This is a genomic window from Acaryochloris sp. CCMEE 5410, assembly GCF_000238775.2.
Lineage (GTDB): Bacteria > Cyanobacteriota > Cyanobacteriia > Thermosynechococcales > Thermosynechococcaceae > Acaryochloris.
This window is the reverse complement of record NZ_AFEJ02000002.1, coordinates 671,288-695,565: the sequence shown is the minus strand read 5'-3', so window position 1 is coordinate 695,565 and position 24,278 is coordinate 671,288. Positions and strand designations below refer to the sequence as shown.

The 24,278-nt window shown below is 47.6% G+C and carries 24 protein-coding genes and 1 pseudogene; 9 read left to right on the top strand and 16 right to left on the bottom strand.

The window, feature by feature from the left end; translation table 11 throughout:
* Positions 1-17: 17 nt before the first annotated feature.
* Positions 18-1,070, top strand: a complete 1,053-nt coding sequence (locus ON05_RS24045) for a polyprenyl synthetase family protein (RefSeq protein ID WP_010479213.1) — start codon at positions 18-20, stop codon at positions 1,068-1,070.
* A 38-nt stretch (positions 1,071-1,108) separates the two neighbouring features.
* The gene (locus tag ON05_RS24040) at positions 1,109-1,870 is read left to right on the top strand and encodes a hypothetical protein (RefSeq protein WP_010479210.1); all 762 of its coding nucleotides are present in this window, start codon (positions 1,109-1,111) and stop codon (positions 1,868-1,870) included.
* A gap of 122 nt (positions 1,871-1,992) precedes the next feature.
* On the opposite strand, the gene ON05_RS24035 is transcribed toward ON05_RS24040, so the two are convergent.
* Positions 1,993-2,400: a hypothetical protein gene (locus ON05_RS24035; protein ID WP_236619123.1), complete on the bottom strand. Its 408-nt coding sequence runs from the start codon at positions 2,398-2,400 to the stop codon at positions 1,993-1,995.
* 139 nt (positions 2,401-2,539) lie between these two features.
* Between ON05_RS24035 and ON05_RS24030 the strand changes: the two are divergent.
* Positions 2,540-3,730: pseudogene (locus tag ON05_RS24030) on the top strand (ISAzo13 family transposase).
* Positions 3,731-3,828: 98 nt separating this feature from the next.
* Here the strand turns inward: ON05_RS24030 and ON05_RS24025 are convergent.
* On the bottom strand, positions 3,829-4,233 hold the full coding sequence (locus ON05_RS24025; RefSeq protein ID WP_010479643.1) for an NIL domain-containing protein: 405 nt from the start codon (positions 4,231-4,233) through the stop codon (positions 3,829-3,831).
* A 129-nt stretch (positions 4,234-4,362) separates the two neighbouring features.
* On the opposite strand from ON05_RS24025, the gene ON05_RS24020 reads away from it, so the two are divergent.
* Positions 4,363-5,853: a pitrilysin family protein gene (locus tag ON05_RS24020; protein WP_010479645.1), complete on the top strand. Its 1,491-nt coding sequence runs from the start codon at positions 4,363-4,365 to the stop codon at positions 5,851-5,853.
* A gap of 58 nt (positions 5,854-5,911) precedes the next feature.
* Here the strand turns inward: ON05_RS24020 and ON05_RS24015 are convergent, their stop codons facing one another.
* Positions 5,912-6,247, bottom strand: a complete 336-nt coding sequence (locus ON05_RS24015; RefSeq protein WP_010479647.1) for a hypothetical protein — start codon at positions 6,245-6,247, stop codon at positions 5,912-5,914.
* Between the two features lie 146 nt (positions 6,248-6,393).
* Between ON05_RS24015 and ON05_RS24010 the strand changes: the two genes are divergently transcribed.
* Positions 6,394-6,837, top strand: a complete 444-nt coding sequence (locus ON05_RS24010; protein ID WP_010479648.1) for a thiol-disulfide oxidoreductase DCC family protein — start codon at positions 6,394-6,396, stop codon at positions 6,835-6,837.
* Between the two features lie 190 nt (positions 6,838-7,027).
* Here ON05_RS24010 and ON05_RS24005 read toward each other — a convergent pair whose 3' ends face one another.
* The 3 genes from ON05_RS24005 to rsmH form a co-directional block, all read right to left on the bottom strand.
* Positions 7,028-8,836, bottom strand: a complete 1,809-nt coding sequence (locus ON05_RS24005; protein ID WP_010479651.1) for a penicillin-binding protein 2 — start codon at positions 8,834-8,836, stop codon at positions 7,028-7,030.
* A gap of 21 nt (positions 8,837-8,857) precedes the next feature.
* Positions 8,858-9,367, bottom strand: coding sequence for a hypothetical protein (locus tag ON05_RS24000; protein WP_010479653.1), 510 nt, complete (start codon positions 9,365-9,367; stop codon positions 8,858-8,860).
* Between the two features lie 237 nt (positions 9,368-9,604).
* Complete coding sequence (rsmH, locus tag ON05_RS23995; RefSeq protein WP_262562330.1) at positions 9,605-10,501, bottom strand: 16S rRNA (cytosine(1402)-N(4))-methyltransferase RsmH; 897 nt, start codon at positions 10,499-10,501, stop codon at positions 9,605-9,607.
* Between the two features lie 227 nt (positions 10,502-10,728).
* Between rsmH and mscL the strand changes: the two genes are divergently transcribed.
* Positions 10,729-11,169: a large conductance mechanosensitive channel protein MscL gene (gene mscL / locus ON05_RS23990; RefSeq protein WP_029315627.1), complete on the top strand. Its 441-nt coding sequence runs from the start codon at positions 10,729-10,731 to the stop codon at positions 11,167-11,169.
* On the opposite strand, the gene ON05_RS23985 is transcribed toward mscL, so the two are convergent.
* A complete protein-coding gene (locus ON05_RS23985) occupies positions 11,166-11,912 on the bottom strand; it encodes a heme oxygenase (biliverdin-producing) (RefSeq protein ID WP_010479660.1) in 747 nt (248 codons plus the stop codon). The genes mscL and ON05_RS23985 overlap by 4 nt on opposite strands.
* An 833-nt stretch (positions 11,913-12,745) precedes the next feature.
* Here ON05_RS23985 and ON05_RS23980 point away from each other — a divergent pair.
* A complete protein-coding gene (locus ON05_RS23980; protein ID WP_010479664.1) occupies positions 12,746-12,973 on the top strand; it encodes a DUF2949 domain-containing protein in 228 nt (75 codons plus the stop codon).
* Between the two features lie 42 nt (positions 12,974-13,015).
* Here the strand turns inward: ON05_RS23980 and ON05_RS23975 are convergent, their stop codons facing one another.
* The 3 genes from ON05_RS23975 to ON05_RS23965 are packed head-to-tail and all read right to left on the bottom strand — an operon-like array spanning position 13,016 to position 15,617.
* On the bottom strand, positions 13,016-14,170 hold the full coding sequence (locus tag ON05_RS23975) for an alanine--glyoxylate aminotransferase family protein (RefSeq protein ID WP_010479666.1): 1,155 nt from the start codon (positions 14,168-14,170) through the stop codon (positions 13,016-13,018).
* A gap of 6 nt (positions 14,171-14,176) precedes the next feature.
* A complete protein-coding gene (nagA, locus tag ON05_RS23970) occupies positions 14,177-15,343 on the bottom strand; it encodes an N-acetylglucosamine-6-phosphate deacetylase (protein ID WP_010479668.1) in 1,167 nt (388 codons plus the stop codon).
* Between the two features lie 10 nt (positions 15,344-15,353).
* Entirely contained in the window at positions 15,354-15,617 is a 264-nt protein-coding gene (locus ON05_RS23965) for a hypothetical protein (protein ID WP_010479670.1), read from the bottom strand.
* A gap of 211 nt (positions 15,618-15,828) precedes the next feature.
* Here ON05_RS23965 and purE point away from each other — a divergent pair, with 211 nt between their 5' ends.
* Both purE and alr read left to right on the top strand, forming a co-directional pair.
* Positions 15,829-16,368, top strand: a complete 540-nt coding sequence (gene purE / locus ON05_RS23960; RefSeq protein ID WP_010479672.1) for a 5-(carboxyamino)imidazole ribonucleotide mutase — start codon at positions 15,829-15,831, stop codon at positions 16,366-16,368.
* 27 nt (positions 16,369-16,395) lie between these two features.
* Positions 16,396-17,556: an alanine racemase gene (gene alr, locus ON05_RS23955; protein WP_010479674.1), complete on the top strand. Its 1,161-nt coding sequence runs from the start codon at positions 16,396-16,398 to the stop codon at positions 17,554-17,556.
* A 42-nt stretch (positions 17,557-17,598) separates the two neighbouring features.
* Here alr and ON05_RS23950 read toward each other — a convergent pair whose 3' ends face one another.
* From ON05_RS23950 to urtA, 6 genes are all read right to left on the bottom strand, one after another.
* The gene (locus ON05_RS23950; RefSeq protein WP_029315629.1) at positions 17,599-18,216 is read right to left on the bottom strand and encodes a glutathione S-transferase family protein; all 618 of its coding nucleotides are present in this window, start codon (positions 18,214-18,216) and stop codon (positions 17,599-17,601) included.
* Positions 18,217-18,379: 163 nt separating this feature from the next.
* Positions 18,380-19,126, bottom strand: coding sequence for an urea ABC transporter ATP-binding subunit UrtE (gene urtE / locus ON05_RS23945; protein ID WP_010479678.1), 747 nt, complete (start codon positions 19,124-19,126; stop codon positions 18,380-18,382).
* A complete protein-coding gene (urtD, locus tag ON05_RS23940; RefSeq protein WP_010479680.1) occupies positions 19,119-19,874 on the bottom strand; it encodes an urea ABC transporter ATP-binding protein UrtD in 756 nt (251 codons plus the stop codon). The genes urtE and urtD overlap by 8 nt, the downstream gene beginning before the upstream one ends.
* Positions 19,849-21,027 carry an urea ABC transporter permease subunit UrtC gene (gene urtC / locus ON05_RS23935; RefSeq protein WP_010479683.1) on the bottom strand — a complete coding sequence of 393 codons (1,179 nt, stop codon included), beginning with the start codon at positions 21,025-21,027 and terminating at the stop codon, positions 19,849-19,851. The genes urtD and urtC overlap by 26 nt, the downstream gene beginning before the upstream one ends.
* Positions 21,028-21,036: 9 nt before the next feature.
* Entirely contained in the window at positions 21,037-22,197 is a 1,161-nt protein-coding gene (gene urtB / locus ON05_RS23930) for an urea ABC transporter permease subunit UrtB (RefSeq protein ID WP_010479685.1), read from the bottom strand.
* A gap of 46 nt (positions 22,198-22,243) precedes the next feature.
* Positions 22,244-23,536 (bottom strand): urea ABC transporter substrate-binding protein, encoded by a 1,293-nt coding sequence (gene urtA / locus ON05_RS23925; protein ID WP_010479687.1) that lies wholly within the window; start codon positions 23,534-23,536, stop codon positions 22,244-22,246.
* Positions 23,537-24,278: the final 742 nt, after the last annotated feature.

Here is a 24,278-nt window from a genome sequence, read left to right as displayed (position 1 = left end):
CTAGCTAGAGGTGTCTGGTGTCCCTAGCTACCCTTACCCCTCCGGATCTAGAGACCCTCCAGGTCCATCTCGGTCATTACCGAGAGGTGACGTTGGCCGCGTTGTTGGCTGTGATTCCCACGGGTGAACCCCAACGGTATCTGTATGAGCCGATCAAAAGACACCTCTCCCATATGGGGAAGGGATTGCGACCCGCCTTATGTATGGCGACCTGTCAGGCCTTTGGGGGGACTGAAGAACAGTCCCTCAAATCAGCCGTTGCCTTAGAAATGATTCACAATGCGTTCCTAGTCCATGATGACGTGGAAGATAACAGTGAATGCCGCCATCGCATGCCCACCCTGCAGGCAGAGCAAGGGGTGCCCATCGCGGTGAATATTGGCGATGCTATGAATGCCTTAAGCCTGAGATTGGTCCGGGAAAATGTTCCTATCCTGGGTCATCAACTGACCCAACGGATCTATGAAGAGTTTGAACATTTGATGTTGAAATCCCTGGAGGGACAAGCTTCAGAACTGGGGTGGGTACGGGACAACCGCTGTGATATCACCGAAGCAGACTACTTGCAGATGATTTTGAATAAGACCTGTTGGTATAGCTTTATGCATCCCTGTCGGATTGGCGGTCTGATTGCTTCTAAAGACACTCTGGATCTGGATCGCTTTAATAAGTTTGGATACTTTATGGGGGCAGCCTTTCAAATTCAGGATGATGTGCTGAATTTGGTGGGGGATTCCCACCGGTATGGCAAAGAAATTGGCGGTGATATTTGGGAGGGGAAGCGAACGTTGATGTTAGTGCACCTATTTAAACAGGGCACCCCATCAGAGCGGGATGTACTGGAAACCTTTATGGCAAAGCCTCGGGGAGAACGGTCTGAAGAGGAGGTGAGCTGGGTGATTCAGCGCATGCAAGATTACGGCAGTATTGACTATGCGATCGCAGTCGCCCATCAGTTTGCCGAAGCAGCCTTAGAGGAATTCTCCGTGGCCTATAGGGATACGCCTGACTCAGCGGAGAAAGCGTTTATCCCCAAATTGATTCACTATATGATTAGCCGCAATCTGTAGGGCTACTGGTTTTGAGTCGCAAGTAGAGGACAGTCAAGATGAAACACTATCGACGTAAACCCCTCCAGCTCATCGATCAAGGGTTACCCGAATCGGTCACTGGCCTTCTGGAACAGATTGAAACGCTTCCTAATACGGTGTCTGAAGCGGGAGGGCTAGCTGCTGAGCCCAAAGCGCTCACAGAACCGGTTGCCCAGGTTATCCAGCCCATGGCCGGTGAAACAATACCCACCCCTGAAGCTCTTGTACAGCAAGCGGCCACTATTCTTGATAGCGATCTATCCGCGCCCCTCGAATCCGCCCAAACCGTGGCCACTCCTCTAGATCTAGGAACGACGACTCCCTCTAGACCCAATAGCTCTTCCGTTCCAGGCTTAGTGGACGAAATGCATGGGTTTGTCAATGAGTTGGCTAATCTGCTCTCCCTCAAATCAAATCTGCCGGGTAGCGTATCAGAATCAGCACCATCGAGCGAGGCAGGTGTCCCTCTACTGCAGCCTGCTCACCCCAGCCACGCAGGAGAAACAGTTCAGATCTCATTTAAGGTTCACAATGATCGATCAGAATCCACTCAAACCAAAGTTTTTTGTACGGATTTGTACAGTTGCCAAGGCGATCTGATTGCTCAGGATGCCATATCTATTGCCCCCAATCTGCTCAGTCTTGCGCCCGATGCAACAGAGTCCATTAACATTTTCATTCAACTTCCTCAGCATCTTCCTAAAGGCGAGTATTCAGGGATTTTGATGGCAACGGAGTTGTCTTACTTAAAAGCGATGATTTCGGTAGTAGTAACTTAACCAACATCGCCTCTTTAAGGGAATGTGAGGGTCGGCGTTTAAGTTCTTCCGATTAGAATTCATCACATTTTGGCTGTAATCACTGAATTGACTTGCATGGGGACGAATTCCCCCTCTATCAATTACAGATCCATATCCAGGATAGTGTTCACCTTCCCGCACTGAAGACATTTCCCTGCAAAGACGGCATGGCAAAAATAGTCTTGGATCGGTAAATCAGGCTCATCTTCTAAAAGATCGTCACAGGCGTCCCAATAATCTAATTGCAACGAAACATGAAACCAATCATGGTCGCATTCACTGCATAAATAGACATTTGGCAGTCCTGAACCACGAAATTTAGCGGATGCATTCATCTCACCGTGATAGCCATGTATTTGACTATCGAAAACACAAATTTCGGGACCATTGGACCATTTAAGATAAAGCGGACTGATAAAGCTAGAGTCATCTCCGCAATTGGGATTGTAGGCTACCAGTGGATGGCCCAAAACCTGTACCTCTAAAGCGCTATCTAGCGGTGATGTCAATGTAAATGCCGTAGCGATGGCATCGTTGGGGCTGAATGGGGGAATTGAAATGGTTTTAGGGACTTGCCAAGAAATAAAGTACCTGCGAATCTAAGAAACAAGTCAATACATGATTGACCGATTGTTTTGAGGATATCTGATGCTAGATGCCCCTATAAAAGAGACGTTTCGAGATGCCGCCAAGAAACTGACAGGCCCACACAAGCGAGCATTCATGGCAAAAGTGGCTGAAGACTACCTGGACGGCTCTGCCCGCAAAGCTGAGCGTCATTTAGGTTGGAGACGTACCAGTGTTCAACTGGGCCTTGATGAACGACGGACTGGCATTAGATGCGTTGACAACTATCAAGCCCGAGGTCGTCAGCTTAGCGAAACGAAACTACCCCATTTAGCAACTGACATTCGGGATTTAGTTGATGGTGAAGCCCAAGCTGATCCGAAGTTCAAATCAACGTTGTACTACACCCGTATCAGTGCCAGGGCCGTGCGTGAGGCATTGATTGAGGAGAAAGGCTACAGCGATGAGGCATTACCAACCCGTCAAACCATCGGCAATCTATTGAATCGAATGGGTTATCGCTTAAAAACCCAAAAGTTAAACCCCTGAAAAACTGCCGCAAACCGATGCGATTTTCGCAAATGTCGCTCAAGCCAATTATGCTGCCGATGCGGCCCCAACCTATTGCGCATCTCGATTGATAGCAAAGCCAAAGTTAAAATTGGCAACCTCTCTCGTGGCGGCAAAGCTCGTACCCTAGACGCGACAAAAGCCAATGACCATGATGACCATTGGGACGCTATTTTGGTACCCTTCGGGATTCTCGATGTGCTCGCAGGGCAACTGTCAATTTACTTTGGTCAGTCTGCTGAAACTACTGATTTTATTGTTGATTGTTTAGAGGCTTGGTGGCGCGAACATCACGATAACTATCCTCAGATAGAGGGATTAGAAATTAACCTTGATGGCGGCTCTGCAGTGCGCAGTAACCGCACACAATTTATCAAGCGTATGGTTGAGTTTGTCCAAATGACACGATTATCGGTTCATCTGATTTACTATCCGCCCTATCACAGCAAATACAATCCGATTGAGCGATGTTGGGCAGCCTTGGAACAATATTGGAATGGCACTATCCTCAACTCCATTGATACGGCTGTCCAGTGGGCATCGAATATGACCTGGAATGGATTGAAGCCTTTGGTTCATTTGATTGAGGGCACCTATGAAAAGAACATTACTGTGCCCTCAGATGAGCTAGAAGCCTACAAACAACAATGGCTATGTTCTGAAGCGTTACCCAAATGGGATATCAAGATTGTGCCCAATTGATGGGTACCTTATTTATTTGTAGATCCCTTAACCTGGTCAAGACAGCGTGGCAACTCTGTTTTGAGAAGAGATTCAAGGTCAACCATGCTCAATGCCTACTAAAAGTTAGTAGAAATAGCTTGTACGGGGCAAGTAGGAACACATTGTTCACAAACAATACAGCGAGATCGCGTAAAGTTCAGCAAAAAAGATTTGGGGCTAAGGGTGAGGGCCTGGGTGGGGCATATTCCCGTACATAAACCACAGTGAACGCAACTATCTTCATCGATCAGAATTTCGCGATTCGAGGAAGACACATCAATATTTTGCGACAGCATCCAATCAATTGCCGCATCAAGCTGATCAATATCTCCTGCCAGTTCCACCACCAACTTACCAATTTGGTTTGGGGCAACCTGGGCACGAATAATGTTTGCTGCCACATTGAAATCTTTTGCCAATCGATAGGTGACTGGAACCGGAACGGCTCGCCGAGGGAACGTAAGAGTAACGCGCTTTTTCACGGGCCAGACAACGGTAGGGGCACTTTTAATTGTAAAGCAGGTCAAAAGGATATAAATTCACCCCTCGCCTCGTAAAAGTTTAGGCTAATCTGTTAGAGATGAGCTGTTCATAGGAAAAGCACGTTAACCATGCCCAACGCCCACCGCAACCGATTTCTACGTAAAACCCTACAGCGGTTAATTGCCTTCGCGGTTATTCCCCTCTTGCTAGTCATCGGTTCGATTCGTCCGGGTACGGCGGCCACCGCTAAACACTATACAGACTTAGAATTTCCACCCCTCCCTGAAGTAACCATCCCAGAATATAGTCGATTCCAACTGGATAACGGTTTGACCGTGTATTTGATGGAAAATCATGAGCTGCCTTTGGTCAACGGTATTGCTCGTATGCGGACAGGGTCACGGCTTGAGCCTGCCGAAAAAGTAGGTTTAGCGGATATTGTTGGCACCGTGATGCGGACGGGCGGCACCAAAACGCATCCTTCTGATCAGCTTAACCAAATGCTAGAGCAACGGGCCGCATCCGTAGAGACAGGGATTAGTACCGCTTCAGGCAGTGCATCCTTCGCCGCCTTGAGTGAAGACTTAGATACCGTCTTTGGTTTGTTTTCGGAAGTCATTCGCGAACCGGCGTTCGAAGAGGACAAGCTCGTTTTAGCCAAGACTCAGCGTCGAGGAAACATTGCTCGTCGTAACGATGACCCTGACGACATTACAGGCCGAGAATTTAAAAAACTGATTTATGGGGGAGACAGCCCCTATGCCCGCACCCAGGAATATCAAACTCTCGACAATATCACCCAAGCCGATGTCGAATCCTTTTACCAACAGAACTTCCATCCCAACTGCATGATTTTAGGCATTGTGGGAGACTTCGATCCTGCCGCTATGACTCAGCGGATCAAACAGGAATTTGGCGATTGGCCCGCCATACCCGAGCGGGATGAAATGCCACCAGCACCGGGAGCAGAGCAACTCAAAGCTGGGGAGACATTTATCGTCGATCAACCTCAACTCTCCCAAAGCAATGTCCAAATCGGTCATTTGGGAGGGAAGTTTGATAGTCCTGATATTTTCTCCTTACTAGTGATGAATGAAGCCCTCAACAGCTTTGGGGGACGGTTATTTAACGAAGTCCGATCTCGCCAGGGATTGGCCTATTCCGTTTATGCAGTATGGAGCGCTCGTTACGATTATCCAGGGTTATTTATTTCTGGGGGGCAGACGCGTTCAGAAGCCACCGTGCCATTTATTAATGCGGTGTTGGGTGAACTGAAAAAGGTCCGTGAAGCCCCCTTATCGGCGGATGAACTTCAACAAGCCAAGGATTCAATTCTCAACTCTTTTGTTTTTAACTTTCAGGATCCAGGCCAAACCTTGTCTCGTTTAATGCGATATGAGTACTTTGGTTATCCCGATGATTTTATCTTCCAATATCAGCGGGCAGTCAAAACCATGACGGCTGAAAAAGTTCAGGCTGCAGCGAAGAAATATCTGCAGCCTGATCAGATTGTCACTTTAGTCGTGGGGAACCGCTCAGCGATTCAACCCCCATTAGAAGACTTAGGAAAAACGGTGACACCGATTGATATCACGATTCCTCAACCCGTGTCTTCTTAATCTGCCAAGAATCTAGCCTCAGCATAATTTCTCTCAGAATTTATGTTGAGGCTAATCGTTAATTTTCAGGCGCGGGATCTGCTTCGCTAGCTTCGGCTGAGTCCGTTTCGGCTGCATCGGCTGCCTCAGCTACGGCTTCTTCACCTTCTGGGGTGGTTTCTGCAACTGCTTCTTCAGGGGCGGGCTCAGGCTCTTCCACCTTGGCGGATGGCTTGGGACCCCGCATCAATGCTAGGGGAACAGCAGGCTTTTTCCTATCTCTATCTTTGTTGTTTCGACCTTTACCTCGTCCACCCTTGCGGCCCTTCTGGTTACGGTTTTTGTCATCGCCTGTTTGGCCTTCAGCCTGGGCACGCTTTTCTAATTCAGACTTTTTAATCGGTCGCTCAGCCATTGTTCAACTAGCATAGATGTAACTTGCAGATCCTACCTCGAAAGCTGCCGTTCCTGCTAAAGGATATGTCCGAGCCCCGCAAGACAGCCCTATGCTAATGCCAAAGCAGCCATGTTAGATTCAAAATAGGTTCTTAGAGCAATGGCATGGCGACACCACGACTTTCAAATCAGATAGCCAGCCAGACGGTCTCCACGCAGCAGCCCATCGTGTTTTTTGATGGGGAATGTGTGATGTGTAATGGCTTTGTGGACATCCTGCTAAAAGTCGATCCACAGGGAACTATCCTAATTGCTCCTTTACAAGGTCAAACAGCCAGACAGTATTTGCCCCCATTACCCCTAGATCGGGAGGCTTGGTCGATTTACTATCGGGACGAGCATCATCTATACGATCAGTCTGATGCGTTTATTCAAGTCTGTAACCGTTTGGGTGGCGTTTGGTCCGTCTTTACTGCCATTGGTGTCATGCCGAGACCTATTCGCGATCGCATCTATCGTTTCATTGCCCGCAATCGCTATCGACTCTTTGGACGACGAGCTACCTGCCGAATGCCCAGTGAAGTTGAGCAAAAGCGGTTTCTCCCCTAACGCTTTACTAGTGCCCAAACACTTCAAATTAAGATGCCAACCCTTGCGTAGGGTGATGCTGTTGCAAGACAGTTAAAATGAGCAGTTTCCTCACTGAACAAGACGACTGTTCACTGGTTTGGTCTCTGCACAATTCCTAACTCAATTCTCGGTGGTCCCTTAGTCAGGTAGGAATGAACAGGAAAGCCCTTCATCCGCCTGGGCGAGATGCTTTAGGCTTTGCCTTTAATTCAGCAGGATGACTGGGAGGAATGCCCTCAACGCTAATCAAAGTTTCCAACACTGACTTCACAACCGGAGCGGCAACCGTAGAGCCATAAGCATTGCCCCCTTGCGGTTCATCCACTACGGCTAATACCACATATTTAGGGGACTCTAAAGGGAAGGATGCCACAAAGCTAGTAATGCGGGCATTGCTATAGGTACCACTATCTGCTTTTTGGGCTGTTCCTGTTTTACCCCCTAAGCGGTAGCCAGGAATTTTGGCGGGTTTACCCGTTCCGTTTTGAACGACGCTGCCCATCATGGTCCGAACTTTGGCGGCTGTATTTTCCGAAAAGATGCGTCGGGGTTGAATGAGATTTAAACCCTTGGTTTTCTTGCCAGCAGGGTTATACAGACCATCGACCACATGGGGAGTTACTAGCTCGCCCCCATTGGCAATGGCGGCATGGAGCTGCGCCATTTGCAGAGGCGTCACCGAAAATCCTTGGCCGAAAGCTGCGGTTGCCGCTTCAATGGGATAGTCCAAAAACTGCTGCTTATCCTTAAACTGACCAGGGGTTTCAAAGGGAAGATCAGTACCCGTAATTTGGCCAATCCCAATTTTCTTGAGGTAGTTGTAGTAAGCCGATCGATCCATCCGCTGCATGACATGAACCATGCCCACGTTGCTGGAATATTCCAAGATGCCAGTAATGGAAAGGTTGCCGTGACCTGAGTTGTCGGCATTATTAATTGGCCAGCCCCCTACGGTAATTTGACCGCCATCATGGAAAACACTGTCGGCTTTGATGGCATTGGATTCTAATGCGATCGCAATATTGATCGGCTTAAAGGTCGACCCTGGCTCATAGAGATCCGAAATAGCCCAGTTTTTAAACAGCTCGGTATTCGCTTCAAAATAACGCTGGGGATTAAAGGAGGGTTCCGAAGCCAAAGCTTTGAGAGAGCCATCCTCAACATCCATCACAATGACGGAGCCTCGTTTTGCCCGGAACTTTGCCATTGTTTGATGAAGGGCTTGTCGTGCCGACCGCTGCAGTCGAGTATCTAGGGTCAATTTCAGGGTCAGATCATTGGCATTCAGGGGTTCTAAGGGAAATCGATCCGGTAAGAGCTTGCCCTGGCCATCCCTTGCGACGAGCAAAGGAATCGGATCTCCCTTCAAGAGAGGCTGCTGGCTATATTCAATGCCAGATTGTCCCTGATTTTCGGTGTTGACATATCCAACCAGCCCCGACGTTAGTCCTGATTGGGGATAGACCCGTTGCCATTCCCGAGTAATTTCTAAACCATCTAAATAGAGATTATTGATTTTTTCCGCTTCGGTTTCCGACAGGCGATACCCAATGGGAATCCCACTCTCTCCAGTTTTAAATAGCTCAATTAGAGAATCGGAGGAGCGGTCAAGGACCGGGGCTAGGGCCTTCGCGATTTCATCTGGCTGTTTTTGGAATAAAAAGGGATGAGCAAATAGACGAAAGACAGGTTCATCCTTGGCGAGTAGATTCCCCTGGCTATCGACGATTGGATAGCGAAAGGTTCGTTCAGGTAGATTGCCCAACTGCTGATCTTGAGCTTTTGTTCGGAGAAACGGGGCCGCACTGACTTGCAAATAGACTAAACGGGCCAACAGGCCCACAATACCTCCGAATACCACCAACCAAACTAGAAATAAGCGTAAACGCTGATTTGGAACTCGATGGGGCTGCTTCGTTCGGATTCGGGCTTTAATTGCGGCCCGACGATCTTGGACGGGGTAAGAGGGAGTGGGCATAGACTTGCAAAGAAGTTGGACTTAATAACCAATCGGAGCAACATCAATATGGGTGATGCCATTTCCCTGAGAAGGGGCAGGCTGAACCGGACGTGCCGGGGCTGGCTTAAAAAACACGGTCGTCTTAGAACTTTTGGGGACAAAGCCCGCTGGATTGTTTTCTAAATTTTCAGAAATTTGGAATTTGCGCTCTTCATTGCGGGTGATCCAATGGCGCTGATCACGCTGTAGTTTCTCTAGTTTGGTATATTGATCTCCCCAAGATTGTTGCGTATTGACTCGCCAAGCATAGAGGGGCAAAATTCCCAGGACTGTCACCATCAAAATTGGGGTTGATAGCTTTCGAAACACCATCAATAGTATGAGCCAATTGGGAAATTGGGGTGAACGGGAATCAAGGAGATCTAAGGGCTGTTCTTGCCGAGACGGAGTCCTCGTTTTTCGGCGTCCCTGAGGAGGATGGGAGCGAGCTGACAGGGCAGCCTTTTTCGATCGAACAGGAACAACTTTAGATCGGCTAGCGACGGCCATACTCAACTCCTCAAGCCCAGGAAATCACCTGGTAATGGGTTCGGAAACTTTGTTTTGTGGCAATTTTCAGTGGTTGCCTCATGCATTATAAATGCATAAATTCATAATTGTTTCCAGAATACTTATCTTTTGTTCATAGATTTGTATGGATGCACTGTTTCCTATAAATAGGGCGCTTAGTTTATCCTTGGCAAAAACTAAAAATACTGGTTGCAAAACCAGGCGTTATTGCATCAGTTACGGTTCAGCTTCATCTGCCCAAGGAACCCGTTCGGCAAACCGTAGCTTAGCGGAGCGAGAGCGACTGTTTCCTTTTTTCTCTTGTTCGGAAGCAACAATCGGTTTTTTGGTGACTACCTGTAGTAGGGGATTCTGGCGGAAGTGGATTTTGACAATTCGATCTTCCAAGCTATGGAAACTAATAATGCCAATTCTGCCTCCTGGTTTGAGCCAGGTAGGCGCAATCTCAATAAATTTTTCAAGAACCTGCAATTCTTGATTAACAGCAATTCGCAGGGCTTGAAAGACTCGGGTTGCTGGGTGAAGTCGACGGCGACGCCCTTTGGCAGAAGGTAGGGAAGACGCCACCACCTGGGCTAAATCAGAGGTTGTACGCAGGGGACGTTTGGAGACAATTTTGCGGGCAATGCGTCGAGAAAACCGTTCTTCACCATAGTGATAGAAGATGTCGGCTAAATCCCGCTCTGAATAGGTGTTGATGACATCGGCAGCGGTTAATGCCTGACTCTGATCCATGCGCATATCTAGATCTGCGTCATGACGGAAACTAAAACCCCGCTCGGGCCGATCCAACTGGGCAGAACTGACCCCTAAGTCCGCAATAATGCCATCAAATCGAAGTTCACCGGGGTGATAGGTAGAAAAATTCCCTTGCCAAAACTGGATGCGATCGCAATGCTCATGCAATTTATCCCGAGCGGCGTCCAGGGCCTGAATATCTTGATCAAGGGCGATCACCTGAGCCTGGGAACATTGAGACAAGATTATGGCGCTATGGCCGCCACCACCTACGGTGGCATCCAAGTACACGCCATGCTCACGCAGCATCAGTCCTTCTATCAGTTCATGGCTTAAGACTGAAATATGGTTAAAGGCCCCAGGGTCTGGTGTCATAGGCTCCCTTGAAGTGAACAAGGTATAGTTTTTTGATTTGACTTAAACCTACAGATTGTACCTGGCTCCTGGTCTAGGGAAGCGACACAATATAGAACCACTATCTACCGAATTTGCTGGATCAACCCACTTTAAGACTGAAAATAAAAAATTCTGATGATAGAATATTGCTGTTTTAAGTAAAACTGTTTAGGATCGTCCCCTGCATAAAGGAGATATTAATAAAAATGACAAGTAGAAATGGTAGAGCAAAAGCCGGAGGATTCCTCAAGGACTTTGGCGACTTCCTTATGCAAGGAAATGTCGTAGACCTAGCGGTTGCCGTAGTGATTGGCGGGGCCTTTGGCAAAATTATCGGCTCATTGGTTGAGGATATTATTACCCCAGCCCTATTAAATCCTGCCATGAAAAAAGCGGGGGTGGATGAATTGTCCAAGCTGTCGATAAACGGCATTAAATACGGTTCATTTTTGGCGACAGTGCTAAACTTCGTTGTGATTGCTTTTGTAATTTTCCTGTTAATCCGGTCCTTTGAACAAGCTCGGAAGAAAATGCAGCGCAAGCAAGAAATGGCGGAAGAAATTACCCCCGATCCTGCTCTGGAGGCAAATGAGCGCTTGATCGCTTCCATCGATCAGCTTAATCAAACCTTGCGAGAACGCAGTTAATCCTGGGGTTGCAGTGCAGTGGGGTCTCCCAACTCGGTAGGCCATGGAGACTGCCGATTTCTACGAGAGCGGGTCAGATGACTAAAGATCATCTGACCAATGGCTTGAATCAAGTTACCTTCTACTTCTTTGAACAATTCCATATTGAGCTTAAAAGCTAGGTTAGCTTCATCAACGATGCGGGTGATGGTGGCTTCATCTAGATGCAAGCTATCCAGAGACTGTCGATAGGTGACTTTGAAGGCTTTGGGGGTCTGGATATCGTCAAATTCATAAAAAGCGATGCCTTGGCCTTGAGGTAGACTCATACCTCTTTGGGCAAGCTTCTTAAGCAGTTGTCCTCCGGAAAGGTCTCCAAGATACCGTGTATAGCTATGGGCAACTAGCAGGATTGGATCTGCGATCGCAATATCATTAATTCTGTCAACATAACGCTGGGTAGCATCGGAAGGGGTAATTGCCGTTTGCCACTGAGGTCCCCAATAATAACTGAGATCTGTCGCCAAACTCTGCTGGCGATATAGCTCTGGAAAATAAAGTTGACTTAAAAGTGGATGATTTTGATGCTGAGTCAGCTGATCTTCTAGGGCAGTATAGACAAAGTAAAAATTTCCCAATAGTTGGCGATAAGACGTTTTCTCAACCACTCCTTTGAGAAAACATTGGATGAAATCCGCATTTTCTGCCAAAGAATGAGATTGTTTCGTCCCTTCTCGTAGCCGGGTCGCCAACTTACCACTCATCAATTTGCAGCCTCTACACGAATCATCATTGGAGTTGGATAAGCAGTGTGAGGCGAAAAGAAATCGCCTTTCCGGTTAAGCTTACACAAAATTATGAACTTATTTTGCCCCACAGATGACATTAACTAGACAATTCCATCGTCGGATTCCGGATGCTCATCACCCATTGATTTTTTCTAAAACCCTTTCTAAACCTCAGATTTATAGAGCTAGACCATACTTCTATAACCCTTAGTGGGACAAGTTTACCAAGCCTACCCTTTAAGTGTATTTACTTAGCCATCTGACCGGCATCTTTAAGTTTCTAGGAACTTTATAAAAATAAATATTGAAGTTGGATCAATCTTTAAAGATTGTGTTACACTCTTATCCCAATACGACTGGAAATACTTACTGAAATTTCAACTACTGATTGGTAGTTTGCAGTAATTCTTTTCCTAGGGTCCGGGGGAAGCCTAATTGTCGATTGAAAGTTTTTTTGTGTTGCGTTTGATCGGCTTTTCGCAATTTTTTCTGCAATGTTTAGCTAGTGCAGCGCAAGTTATCTGGTTTGCTCTTAGAACCTCATATCATCCATTCCAATAGCTTCTTTTTTTAGAGGCTTTTGCGGCGGCATCGCATAGGCAAAGCTCTTTTTGGTTGTAATTCAATCAATGTCAGTTGATATTAGTTACACCACGATTTGGTTAAGAGTCCTAGAAGGTTCTTGGTAGTGAAATAGGTCAAAAACTATCTCTACTCTCACCTAGTTGGTTTAAGTCCGTAGGATTCTTTATTAATACGCTTTAATACTCTCCTCTCATAGGTAAAACTCGGTTTCTTAGTTAGTAACAATGGCAGTATCTCGGTTTACAAAAGATTTTTCTGGTTTGAAATCAGCATCGCAAAAGCGATTGCTGACTTTTCTGCAGGAAGAGCTAGCATTGCCGAGCGACTCTATTGGTCTCGCCCTTCGCCACCTTGAGCAAGATCCAGGACCGTTGCCGATTGTGCTCTGGCAATATGGTTTGATTACTTTGGATCAACTCAATCAAATTTATGATTGGCTGGAAACAACATAATTTGCAAATTTAAGGGATTTGAAACATAGGGTTAGGCAAATCCTAACTCCTTTTGAAGACGCGGTGAGCAGCCTCCACACCTGCCCCAACCTGAAATGGATAGTCTAAATCTTTTAAGGCTGCTTCTATAGCGGCAATGGTAGTAACGATACTGCGATCGCAAACATAACCCAAGTGGCCGATGCGGACAAGCTTACCTCGCATATGGTCTTGCCCTGCAGCAATCACCACTCCATATTGCTGCTGTAATTTGAATCGAAGTGTTTCTGGCGCCACCTGATCAGGGGCAATGGCAGTAACAGCAGGGCTAGCCACATAAGGATCTGGAATAAATAGAGGCAGGTCCAGGGCGCGGAGGGCGGCTCGGGTTGCCTGCATCAATCGCTGCTGATGAGCAAACATAGTCGAAAGCCCTTCTGCCTTCATCATGGTTAAACTCACCTGCAAAGCAAAGAACAAATTTACAGGTGGGGTAAACGGGGTCGTATTCGCTGCTGCATCCGTGCGGCATTTCCCGAGGTCTAAATAAAACCGGGGGAACCGAGCCGTTTCATACGCCTGCCACGCTTTAGGGCTAACACAAACAAACCCTAAACCTGGCGGCATTCGATATCCTTTTTGGGATGCAGAGACTACCACATCCAAGCCCCATTTATCGACAGGAACTGGACAAATCCCCAAACTGGTGACCGCATCAATAATGCTGAGGGCTTGTCCATGGGCTGTGATATGACGGCTAATGGTTTCAAGATCGTTCAGAACTCCGGTTGAGGTTTCGCTGTGGGTCAAAATCACAGCTTTAATTTGCTTGTCTTGATCTGTCTCTAAATGCTGGCGAAACAGTTCTGGATTCAACACCTGTCCCCAAGGGACCGTAATCCGCTCAGTAATTAGGCCAAATTGTTCACAAACCAGCGCCCAGCGATCGCCAAACTTGCCATTACATCCCACCAATACTCGATCACCTGGGCTGAGAAAATTAATGATGCCAGCTTCCATGGCCCCGGTGCCACTGCTGGCTAATATCAACACCTCATTTTGGGTTTGGTGAAGCCATTTCAAATGAGCCGTAATATCAGCCATCAAATCCCGAAAATCCTGGCTACGATGGCTGATGGGCTGTTTAGCCGAAGCAAACAAGACGGGTTCGGGCACTGGAGTGGGACCCGGAATCATCAGCAGCAAGGGATTTTCCATAGGGCATTAAGCATTTTCAGAGGGAAACAAGCGCTGCCATTTCAGAGTTTGGGTCTGAGGATGATGACGCCAACGCAGCAAACAGCAAGCTGGTTGTCCTGGACCCAGACCGGTTAACCCTAAAGCCTGTCGCGGTGCTTCTGTCCCTAAGGCAATGGCACGCTCCACAGAACAAAGGTTCCAGCGGACTAGATTCTGCACTCCAGCCAATAGGGACAAGGTGGTTCCAGACAAAGTGCCATCAGGGAGCCGGGCCGTCCCTGCCACTACTTCAATCTGGCGAGAGTCCCAAGGGTAAACGCCATCCGGTAACCCGAGGGGGGCAAGGGCATCACTCACGAGAAATAGGCCCTGCTCAGGGCTAGCCTGAAGCATTAGCTTGAGCATCAATGGGTCAACATGTTGACCATCGGCAATAAAACCACACCAAACTTGGGGATGCATCAATGCTGCTGCTAATAATCCGGGTTGGCGATGGTGCAAGCTCGGCATGGCATTAAAGGCATGGGTCACCATGGTGGCGCCCTGTTCAAAGGCTGCCTCCGCTTCTGCTGCCGTGGCCTGGGAATGGCCGAGACTAACGATAATATTGTGGGAACGTAACCAGGCGACTGCTTCCCCAGATGGCTCTAACTCTGGCGCTAGGGTGATGACCCGAACCCTATCTATGTAGGGCCCCATGACCGCTTGTAGGGTTTCAATACTCAAAGGCTGCAGATATTCCTGGGGATGGGCACCCCGTTTGGTGGCATTCAAACAGGGACCTTCCAAATGGGCGCCTAAAATTTGTGCTTGGCCTTTACCATTTTGTGAACGCTGAGTAGACAGGGTAGCCAAGGCTTGCTGGAACTTCTCTACGGACGTCGTCACCAACGTTGGCAAGAAACCGTCAACACCGTGCTGCCACAAAAACTGGCAAATCTCCTGTAGTTTTGCTTGATCGGCATGGGTCAAATCGGGAAAAGCTTGGCCCAAAGCACCATTGATCTGCAAATCAATGCCACCGAGAGACAGCCAATCGCCCGCTAAATCAATTGCTTGCGGGGCGGGCGTTAGGGGCGAAGCATCCATGGGTTGAATCGTCTGAATCACCCCATTTTGGATACTGACTTCCTGCAATTTTGAGTAGCCGATGATCCGAGCATTCTCTAGCCGGATGGGTAAAGTGCTCATGGCCTTGACGCTAGCTTGCTGAAACCTCTTCTTTGGGCTCTACGGGCGTCAGCTCAATGTGATTCAGTAGGGTCGTCACAAAGGCAAACAGCAGAAAAGGTAATGACAAAACCAAAATCAATCCCCCAGTTAAAAAGGCATACATGGGGTTCTGGTATAGGGCAACGGAGGAGGCTAAAGCAATGAAAATCACAATCAACCAAATAATCACCTGGGCATAGATGTCGCCAAAGGTGAGGGTGCAGGAAAAACGGTACCCTTGTAACGGATTCATCGAAGCGTCCTCAAAAAGAATTAGAATTTCTCAATGTTGCAGGTTGTCTGGAAGGCTGATGATCATGAAACATGCCGTTTGCCAGAAGTGATCAAATTTTAGACAAATCCAGATCAAACGGGATGTTTTTAATTAAAAAACAAGACTTGCTGCTCCTGTGAATGGTCCTATTTTAACGTTGTCCCTGTTTTAACAAAGGAAAGAAGCGCCCTTGAGTCATCCTGAAGTTGCCATCATTATGGGCAGTGATTCGGACTTACCGACGATGCAAGCTGCGATCACAGTCTGCGAAGACTTCAAAGTCACGCCCCATGTGGAAATCATTTCCGCCCATCGCACCCCTCAACGGATGGTGGAATTTGCCCAACAGGCTCACCAACAGGGCATAAAAGTGATCATTGCCGGAGCTGGGGGGGCAGCACATCTACCAGGGATGGTGGCAGCTCTATCTCCCTTACCCGTGATTGGTGTCCCCGTGGCCAGCCGCCACTTAAAAGGATTGGATTCCCTCTACTCCATTGTCCAAATGCCAGGGGGTATTCCCGTGGCCACCGTTGCCATTGGCAATGCCAAAAATGCGGGTCTCTTGGCCATTCAAATGTTGGCTGCTCAGCGCCCAGAGCTCCTAGAGCAGGTCATTGCCTATCGTCGCTCCCTCTCAGAAATGGTTCAAGACAAACAGGAACAATTAGCAACGGTCGGTTATCAACAATACCTCAAGGACTATCAAGCTGCCTCCTCTGCAGGCTAAGATTCGAACAGTGTGCCGGATTCAGGAATGGTAAAGCATGCATCCCCTGGGACATTGGCTTGTGAACGCGCTTGGGTCAATATCGATCTTAAAGCGCTTGAAAACAATGTTCGCCAAATCAAGCAACAATTGTTGCCCCAAACCGCACTTATGGCCGTGGTCAAAGCCGATGGCTATGGCCATGGTGCCGTTACGGTTGCCCAAACCGCCTTGGAGAATGGAGCGACTTGGCTGGGGGTTGCCACCATCCTGGAAGGGATTGAACTCCGCCAAGCCGATATCAATGCGCCCATCTTAATCCTCGGGGCCACCCATACTGTTCAAGAAATTGAAGCGATTGTTCGCTGGCAACTGCAGCCGACCCTCTGTAGTCCAGAACAAGCCCTCATCTTTTCCCGGCACTTACAACATCCATTACCCATTCACCTCAAAGTGGATACAGGCATGTCTCGATTGGGTCCCATTTGGCAGCAGGGAGCCACCTTTATTGAATTTGTCTCCCGCCTACCGAACCTTAAAATTGCCAGTATCTATTCCCATCTGGCCACGGCCGATGATGCAGACTCTAGCTTTATGCTGCAGCAGCAAAGTCGGTTGCAGGATGTTTTAAGCCGCATCCAAGCTCAAGATATCCCTTTACCTAAACTGCACCTAGCCAACTCGGCCGGAACCTTAGTCGGCCCTCAATTTCATTACGACTTAGTTCGAGTGGGACTAGCACTTTACGGGCTTTATCCGGCTCCCCACTTCCAGCAAGCAATTGCCCTGCAGCCAGTAATGCAAGTGAAGGCTCGAATCACCCAAATCAAAACCTTACCTGCAGGATCGGGGGTGAGCTATAACCATACCTTCACGACCGAGCAGCCCCTCACTGTCGCAGTCGTTGGCATCGGCTATGCAGATGGGGTCCCCCGGTCCTTATCTAATCAGATGAATGTGATTATCCGAGGGCGGTTGGCCCCTCAAATCGGTGCTATTACTATGGACCAACTGATGGTGGATGTCAGCGATGTTCCCAATTTGCAGGTGGGAGAAGTGGTCACCATCTTAGGCCAGGATGGTAAGGCTTCAATCTCAGCAGAAAACTGGGCAGACGTTCTGGGTACTATTTCTTACGAGATTGTCTGCGGGTTCAAGCATCGGCTTCCTCGCATCTTAGTCAATAGCGATGTTCCTCAGCGACTTTGAACGCTAGCTGATAGTCAACCTGGAATACTCTGGGTTTCTAATCTAAGGTGCAAATTGATCCATCGTCACATGTTTAGGATGTTGGGAAACACGCCGTAACCATTTGCGAACATTCGTATAAGGTTTAAGGGAGAACCCTCCTTCTGAAGCCACATGGGTATAGGCATATAAGGAGATATCGGCAATAGAATATTGAGTGTTCACAAAAAAATCTTGTTTCTCTAAATGACTCTCCATAACGTCCAACGCGGCATATCCCCAGACTCTCCGAGCCTCCAAATCAGCCTGCCGATCCGGGGGAGACCCTAAATAGCGAATGATGTAACGAGATGTCGCAATATAAGGTTCGTGGCTATATTGCTCAAAAAACTGCCACTGCAACACTTGGGCCTGGGCAAAGGGCTCTGCTGGCAAAAAAGATGAGTCTTTAGCTAAGTAATGGAGAATCGCATTCGATTCAAACAGCCATCGCCCGTCTGGAAGCCCCAATACAGGCACACGACCATTGGGATTCCGTTCTAAAAATTCATTGGTCCGGCTTTCGCCTTTCAGGATATCAACATGAATCCAGTCATGCTCTATCTCTAGTAAAGACAAAAGTAGCTTGACCTTATAGCAGTTACCAGAATAGATATCGCCGTATACTTTGAATTTGCTCATCACTATATCCGGACGTATGGAACCGTATGACAGCGTAAAGGGCTTATCATTTGGTCTCGGATTGCAATTCTAGCGTTTTATTCGCTTATCTCCCTAAGATCATGTTTATGGGTAAGATAGCATTTGTCTCAAGCAGTGTCGGCCTAGTCTAGGTACAAAGGGATCAAACAGCTAAAAACTCTTGAATCACTTGATTACTCAGCTCATCAGTTGACCCAGATGCAACAATCCCCCCCTTTTGCATAGCGTAATACCAATCCGCCTGGCGTACAAAATGAAGATGTTGTTCAACCAAAAGCACAGAGACGCCTGTGGTTTCAACAATTCGGCGCACAGCAGCTTCAATTTCAAGGATAATCGACGGCTGAATGCCTTCCGTCGGTTCATCTAAAACCAATAGACGTGGCTCACCAACTAATGCTCTAGCAATGGCTAATTGTTGCTGCTGACCGCCACTCAGGTCTCCTCCCATTCGTCCCAGCATACTGGCTAAGACTGGAAAGAGTTGAAACACTTGATCAGGAATGGCTGAGCTGTTTTTGCGACCTTGAGGTCGGGCTTCTAACCCCAAAATTAGATTTTCTTGCACCGTCAGACTGGGAATGATTTCTCGGCCTTGGGGAACGTACCCAATCCCTAATCGTGCCCGCTGATCGGGTGTTTTATTGAGTAACGGGAGACCGTCCAACGCAATGTTGCCTGTTCGGGGAGACAGTAAGCCTAAAACCGTTTTGAGCAGGGTCGTTTTACCAACGCCGTTGCGACCAATCAGGCAGACCATTTTGCCCGGGCCTACACTCATATCCACATTGCGAAGAATATGGCTTTCGCCGTAGTAGACATTGAGGTTGGAAATATCGAGGAGAGGCTGGGGGGTTTGATTTGGGGACGAGTCCATGTGATTAACCATCGTCTTCCTCCGGCTGTCCCAAATAAACTTCTATCACTTGGGGATTATTCTGCACTTCATCCATGGTGCCTTCACATAAGACAGAACCTTGATGCAATACCGTGACTTGTCGGGCAATCTGGCGGACAAATTCCATGTCATGCTCGATCACAATGATCGAATGACTTTCAGCCAGGGTGATCAACAAGCTGCCCACATTTTCTGTTTCCTCATCCGTTAAACCGGCAACAGGTTCATCTACTAACAGTAAATCCGGTGATTGGGCCACAAGCATGCCAATTTCTAGACGTTGTTTTTCACCATGGGACAGGAGCGCCGCCGGAATATCCGCTTTGGTGGTCAGTCCGATGGTTTCAAGTAACCCGGCAACGGTGCGATGTTCTGTTCCAGAAGGGCGTCCCATCAAAGTCGCCAAGACATTTTTATGGCGATTGCAAGATAAATCTAAGTTTTCGCGGGGGGTGAGTTGGAGATAGACCCGCGGCGTTTGGAACTTGCGACCAATCCCCAGCCGAGAGATGTTGTGCTCGGATCTGGAACGGAGATTTTTACCTTTGAATAAGGCCCTCCCGGTTGTGGGTTGAACCTTACCTGTAATCACGTCCAGAAAGGTGGTTTTGCCAGCGCCATTGGGACCAATAATGACCCGCAGCTCTCCGGTGTCCATGCTGAAGTTGAGCTGGTTCAGGGCTTTAAACCCCTCAAAGCTGACGGTTAAATTTTCAATTTCTAAGATTTTGTCGCTCATAGTCTACTTCCGGATCTTCAGCCAAACTAGGGTAGGTCATGATTCGCCGCGGTCGACCCAGCAAGGAGCGGAGCAGTTCCTGTCCTTCGTTGCGTAGCCAACCGACAAATCCACCGGGGAGGACGGTAACAACCACCAAGAACAAAGCCCCCTGGAAAAACAGCCAAATTTCGGGGAATTGCTCACTCAAAAGACTTTTGGCGAAATTAACGGCCAATGCCCCAAAAATGGCACCGACTAAACTGGCTCTTCCCCCAACAGCAACCCAAATGACCATCTCAATGGAAAAGGCGATATCCATAGTTTTAGGTGAGATAATCCCTGATTGGACGGTATAGAGTGCGCCAGCAATTCCGGCAAGTCCTGCTGATACGGCAAAGACCAGAACCTTGAAACCCGTCGGATCGTAACCTGAAAATCTCACCCGACTTTCATCATCCCGAATCGCAATTAATAATCGGCCCAACCGGCCACTGGTCAACCATCGACAGAGTAAGTAGGCCAAGACTAAGAAAATAACCGTGAGGGTGTAGAAAACAGCCTGGGCTTGGTCTGATCCTGCATAAACCCCAAATATCTTCGTAGTATCAGTTTTTAGGCCGTTTGTGCCGTTAATCAGCTTCTGTTGGCTATTGAAAAAGTTAAAGAACACAATCAGAGACGCTTGGGTCAGGATTGAGAAGTACACTCCTCGAATGCGATTGCGAAACACTAAGTAGCCGAGTAGGGCAGCAATTGAAGCCGGAATCAACACAATGGCTGCCAGGGTAAAGGGTAGGGAGTGAAAGGGTTGCCAAAACCCGGGGAGCTTGTCTACCCCAAATAAGGTAAAAAACTCTGGGAGCTGACCTTCCGGGAGTTGGAGCTGCAGAAACATGCCTAGGGCATATCCCCCTAATGAGAAGAAGATACCGTGGCCTAAGCTGAGCATGCCAGTGTAGCCCCAGATCAGATCAATCCCCAAAGCCACAATCGCTAAGGACATAAAGCGGCCCAGCATATTGATGCGGAATTCCTGACCGATGGCAGTGAGCAGTAGGGGCGCACCAAATTGGATAAAGAGTGCGATCACAACCACGATCACCCCTTCGATCAATAATGAGCGTCGGCGCATGGCAGATGAGGACTTGACGGGAGAAGAATCTGTAATCATATGCTGCTTTTAAGCATCTACCATGCGTCCTTTTTGAGGGAATATGCCAGCAGGTCGGAATTGCAAGAACGTAACGATGAGCGCAAAGACCAGCACTTTCGCCATACTAGCGTTGGCGAAGAACTCTAAAACACTAGCCAGCTGAGGAAACCAGGCTACTAGCGGACTAAGGGCATTAGCGCCAATCATATAATTGGCGATGCCAATCGCCATTGCCGCAACAATGCTGCCGACCAGCTTGCCTACTCCCCCGACAACAACCACCATAAAGGTGTCCACGATATAATTCTGGCCTGTATTGGGACCAACGGAACCTAATAAACTCACGGCACAACCCGCAACCCCTGCCAGACCTGACCCCAAGGCAAAAGTAAGGGCGTCCACTCGCTTGGTGGGAATGCCTAAACAAGCGCTCATACTCCGATTTTGGGTTACTGCTCGAATCCGCAGTCCCCAAGCCGAGCGTTGTAAAAACATATACATGCCAATGATGCAAACAATCGTCAATACCAGGATAAATAGACGAACATAAGGCAATTGATAGGTGCCTAGCTTGATCCCCTTCCGTAGCCAACCTGGCGCAGTGACATCGACATTTTGGGCACCAAACCAAGGTTTAGTCGCTGCTAGCTGATAGGTTTGCCCCAACATGCTACCGGCTGACCAGGCGATCCCGGCAGAAAGAGGGATTAAAACAGTACGCGCCCAGCCTCGGATTTTTTCGACATTTGGCATCCGGGAAATAATGATCATTGCCCCAAAGTAAAGGATGCAAAACACGCCTATCCCTAGCACCATCACCCAGCTTACACTCCGCACAAACTGTCGCAGAATTAAGCTGACCCCCCAGGTTGCCAGGAGTGTCTCTAAAGGTCTGCCATAAAGGTGGCGAATGACTCCTCTTTCTAGAATGAGCCCCAATAAAGCGGTGACTAAAAAAGCACAGATCAATGCCACAAAAATATAGGCACCGAACCAGGGTTCCCCGAACGATTTAAAAGCATTCTGGACCACGAAGGTTGTATAGGCACCGATCATCATCAACTCCCCATGGGCCATGTTAATCACACCCATTAGGCCAAAAACAATGGCAAGGCCCAATGCTGCTAACAGCAACACTGAGCCTATGCTGATGCCATCAAACAAACCGTCCAATAACGAAGTGAGCAAAGCATCTCCTTATGGTGACAGGGTTGTTGATAACGTTAGGCGAGGTTTAGATCTTATATTTCTCGCCTTTATTGGGATCAGACCAATCACAGGCATATCCCTTGGTATCCTTCACAAATTGGTTCCAGGCAATGGGTTCTACAGGACCATCGGTGGAATTCACAATTTCAAAGAGACCATCCTCTCCAATCTTGCCAATTCTCACGGTCTTGGAAATATGGTGGTTGCCTGCAACCTTAACAGGACCATTGGGTGCTGCAAATTCTTGGCCAATCGCAGCAGCTCTTACTTTTTCTAGATCATCTGCAGTGCCTGCCTGTTCAACAGCTTGCTTCCACAAATAAACCATGATGTAAGACGCTTCCATGGGATCGTTCACAACCCGATCCTCGCCATATTCTTTTTTGAAGGCTTCGACGAACTTCTTACTTTCAGGAGAATCAACCGTTTGGAAGTAGTTCCAAGCTGCATAGTGATCTTTAAGATACTCAACCCCGATGGCCTTTACTTCTTCTTCCGCAATACTGACTGACATGGAGGGGTATTTATCGGGGCCTAGTCCTTTACCTTGGAGTTGCTTAAAGAAGGCAACGTTGGTATCACCATTTAGGCTGTTGTAAATAACACCCCCATCCGGCAAGGCCGCTTGGATTTTGGCAATCACAGGGGTGACATCAGTACTACCCAACTGGATATATTCTTCACCCACATGCTTACCGCCCTTCGCTTCTAGCTGAGCCTTAATGATGGTGTTTGCAGTGCGGGGGAAAACGTAGTCTGACCCAACCAAAAAGAAAGGCTTGTCCTTATATTCTTCCAGCAACCAATCAACGGAAGGCTCAATTTGCTGGTTTGGAGCCGCACCTGTATAGAAAATATTCTTAGAGCACTCTTGGCCTTCGTACTGAACGGGATACCAAAGCATATGGTCTTTGGATTCAAATACAGGTTTGACAGCTTTTCTACTAGCAGAGGTCCAACATCCGAAGACGGTCACAACCTTGTCTTGCTCAATCAGCTTTTTAGCCTTTTCAGAGAACTTATCCCAGTCAGACTGACCATCTTCAACAATGGCCTCGATCTGTTTCCCAAGGACGCCACCAGCTTCATTAATTTCCTTAATAGCTAGTTTTTCAGCGTCAACCACACTTTTTTCACTAATCGCCATGGTTCCACTTAAAGAGTGGAGAATCCCTACTTTGATGGTGTCACCAGAAGCACTACCACTATCAGTGCTACTACCTTCTTGACTACCTGGTGTACAGGCTTTGAGCAGCACGCTCCCTGAAGCGACGGAACCCATGATTAGGAATTCGCGCCGACCAAATCCTCTGGCCATAAACCGATTCACTCCTCAACACAAAGTAACTTTAAAACTACAGACATGTTTTACAAATAACAGATTGCTTACATAACATGTCATAGGTAGACAATTTTTTCTCAATCTCCGAAGAAACAGTTCCGATCTTCCCCCTAATTCAGTTGCTTTGTCCTTTGACTAGCACGATACTAATAACCGTTGATTTTCAACAACATTACCTTTAACAGGGAAATACTAGGGATTTACGTTACAAGAAAAATGTTGCCTCTGATACAGAAAATCTGCTTTTCCTCCTATTCGCAGAAGCGGATAAAACCCAAAGCTCTTGCCCTGTAAAGACTATAGGAATTTGTTGACTTTATTAACAAAAGCTTAAATTCCAATACTTTCCCTGATGCTAGAACACTATGGGCATGACGTTTGAACATGATTATTAAACTCAAGTTCTAGTAATAGTGGCTAAAAACCTAATTTGGTTATTTTTAAAGAAAATTGCTCATTTAGACCCGTACTTACATATATCTTTTGTTACCTGAGTTCGGCTAAGCCTTATCTTCTTAGACTTGGATGCTGCTAGCCCATACATGAGAAATTATAAATTTTCTCTATTCTTAGGCTAATAATTGAGAAATCACTCAATGAGTCAAAAAAATCTGTTTTTGGCTTTGACGATTCAGCTGAGAAATCACTCAATGAGTAGTTCTTTAACAGTGGTTTGTCAAGGCCAATAGCTCATTTTTCAAATTCGAAATCCTATCAT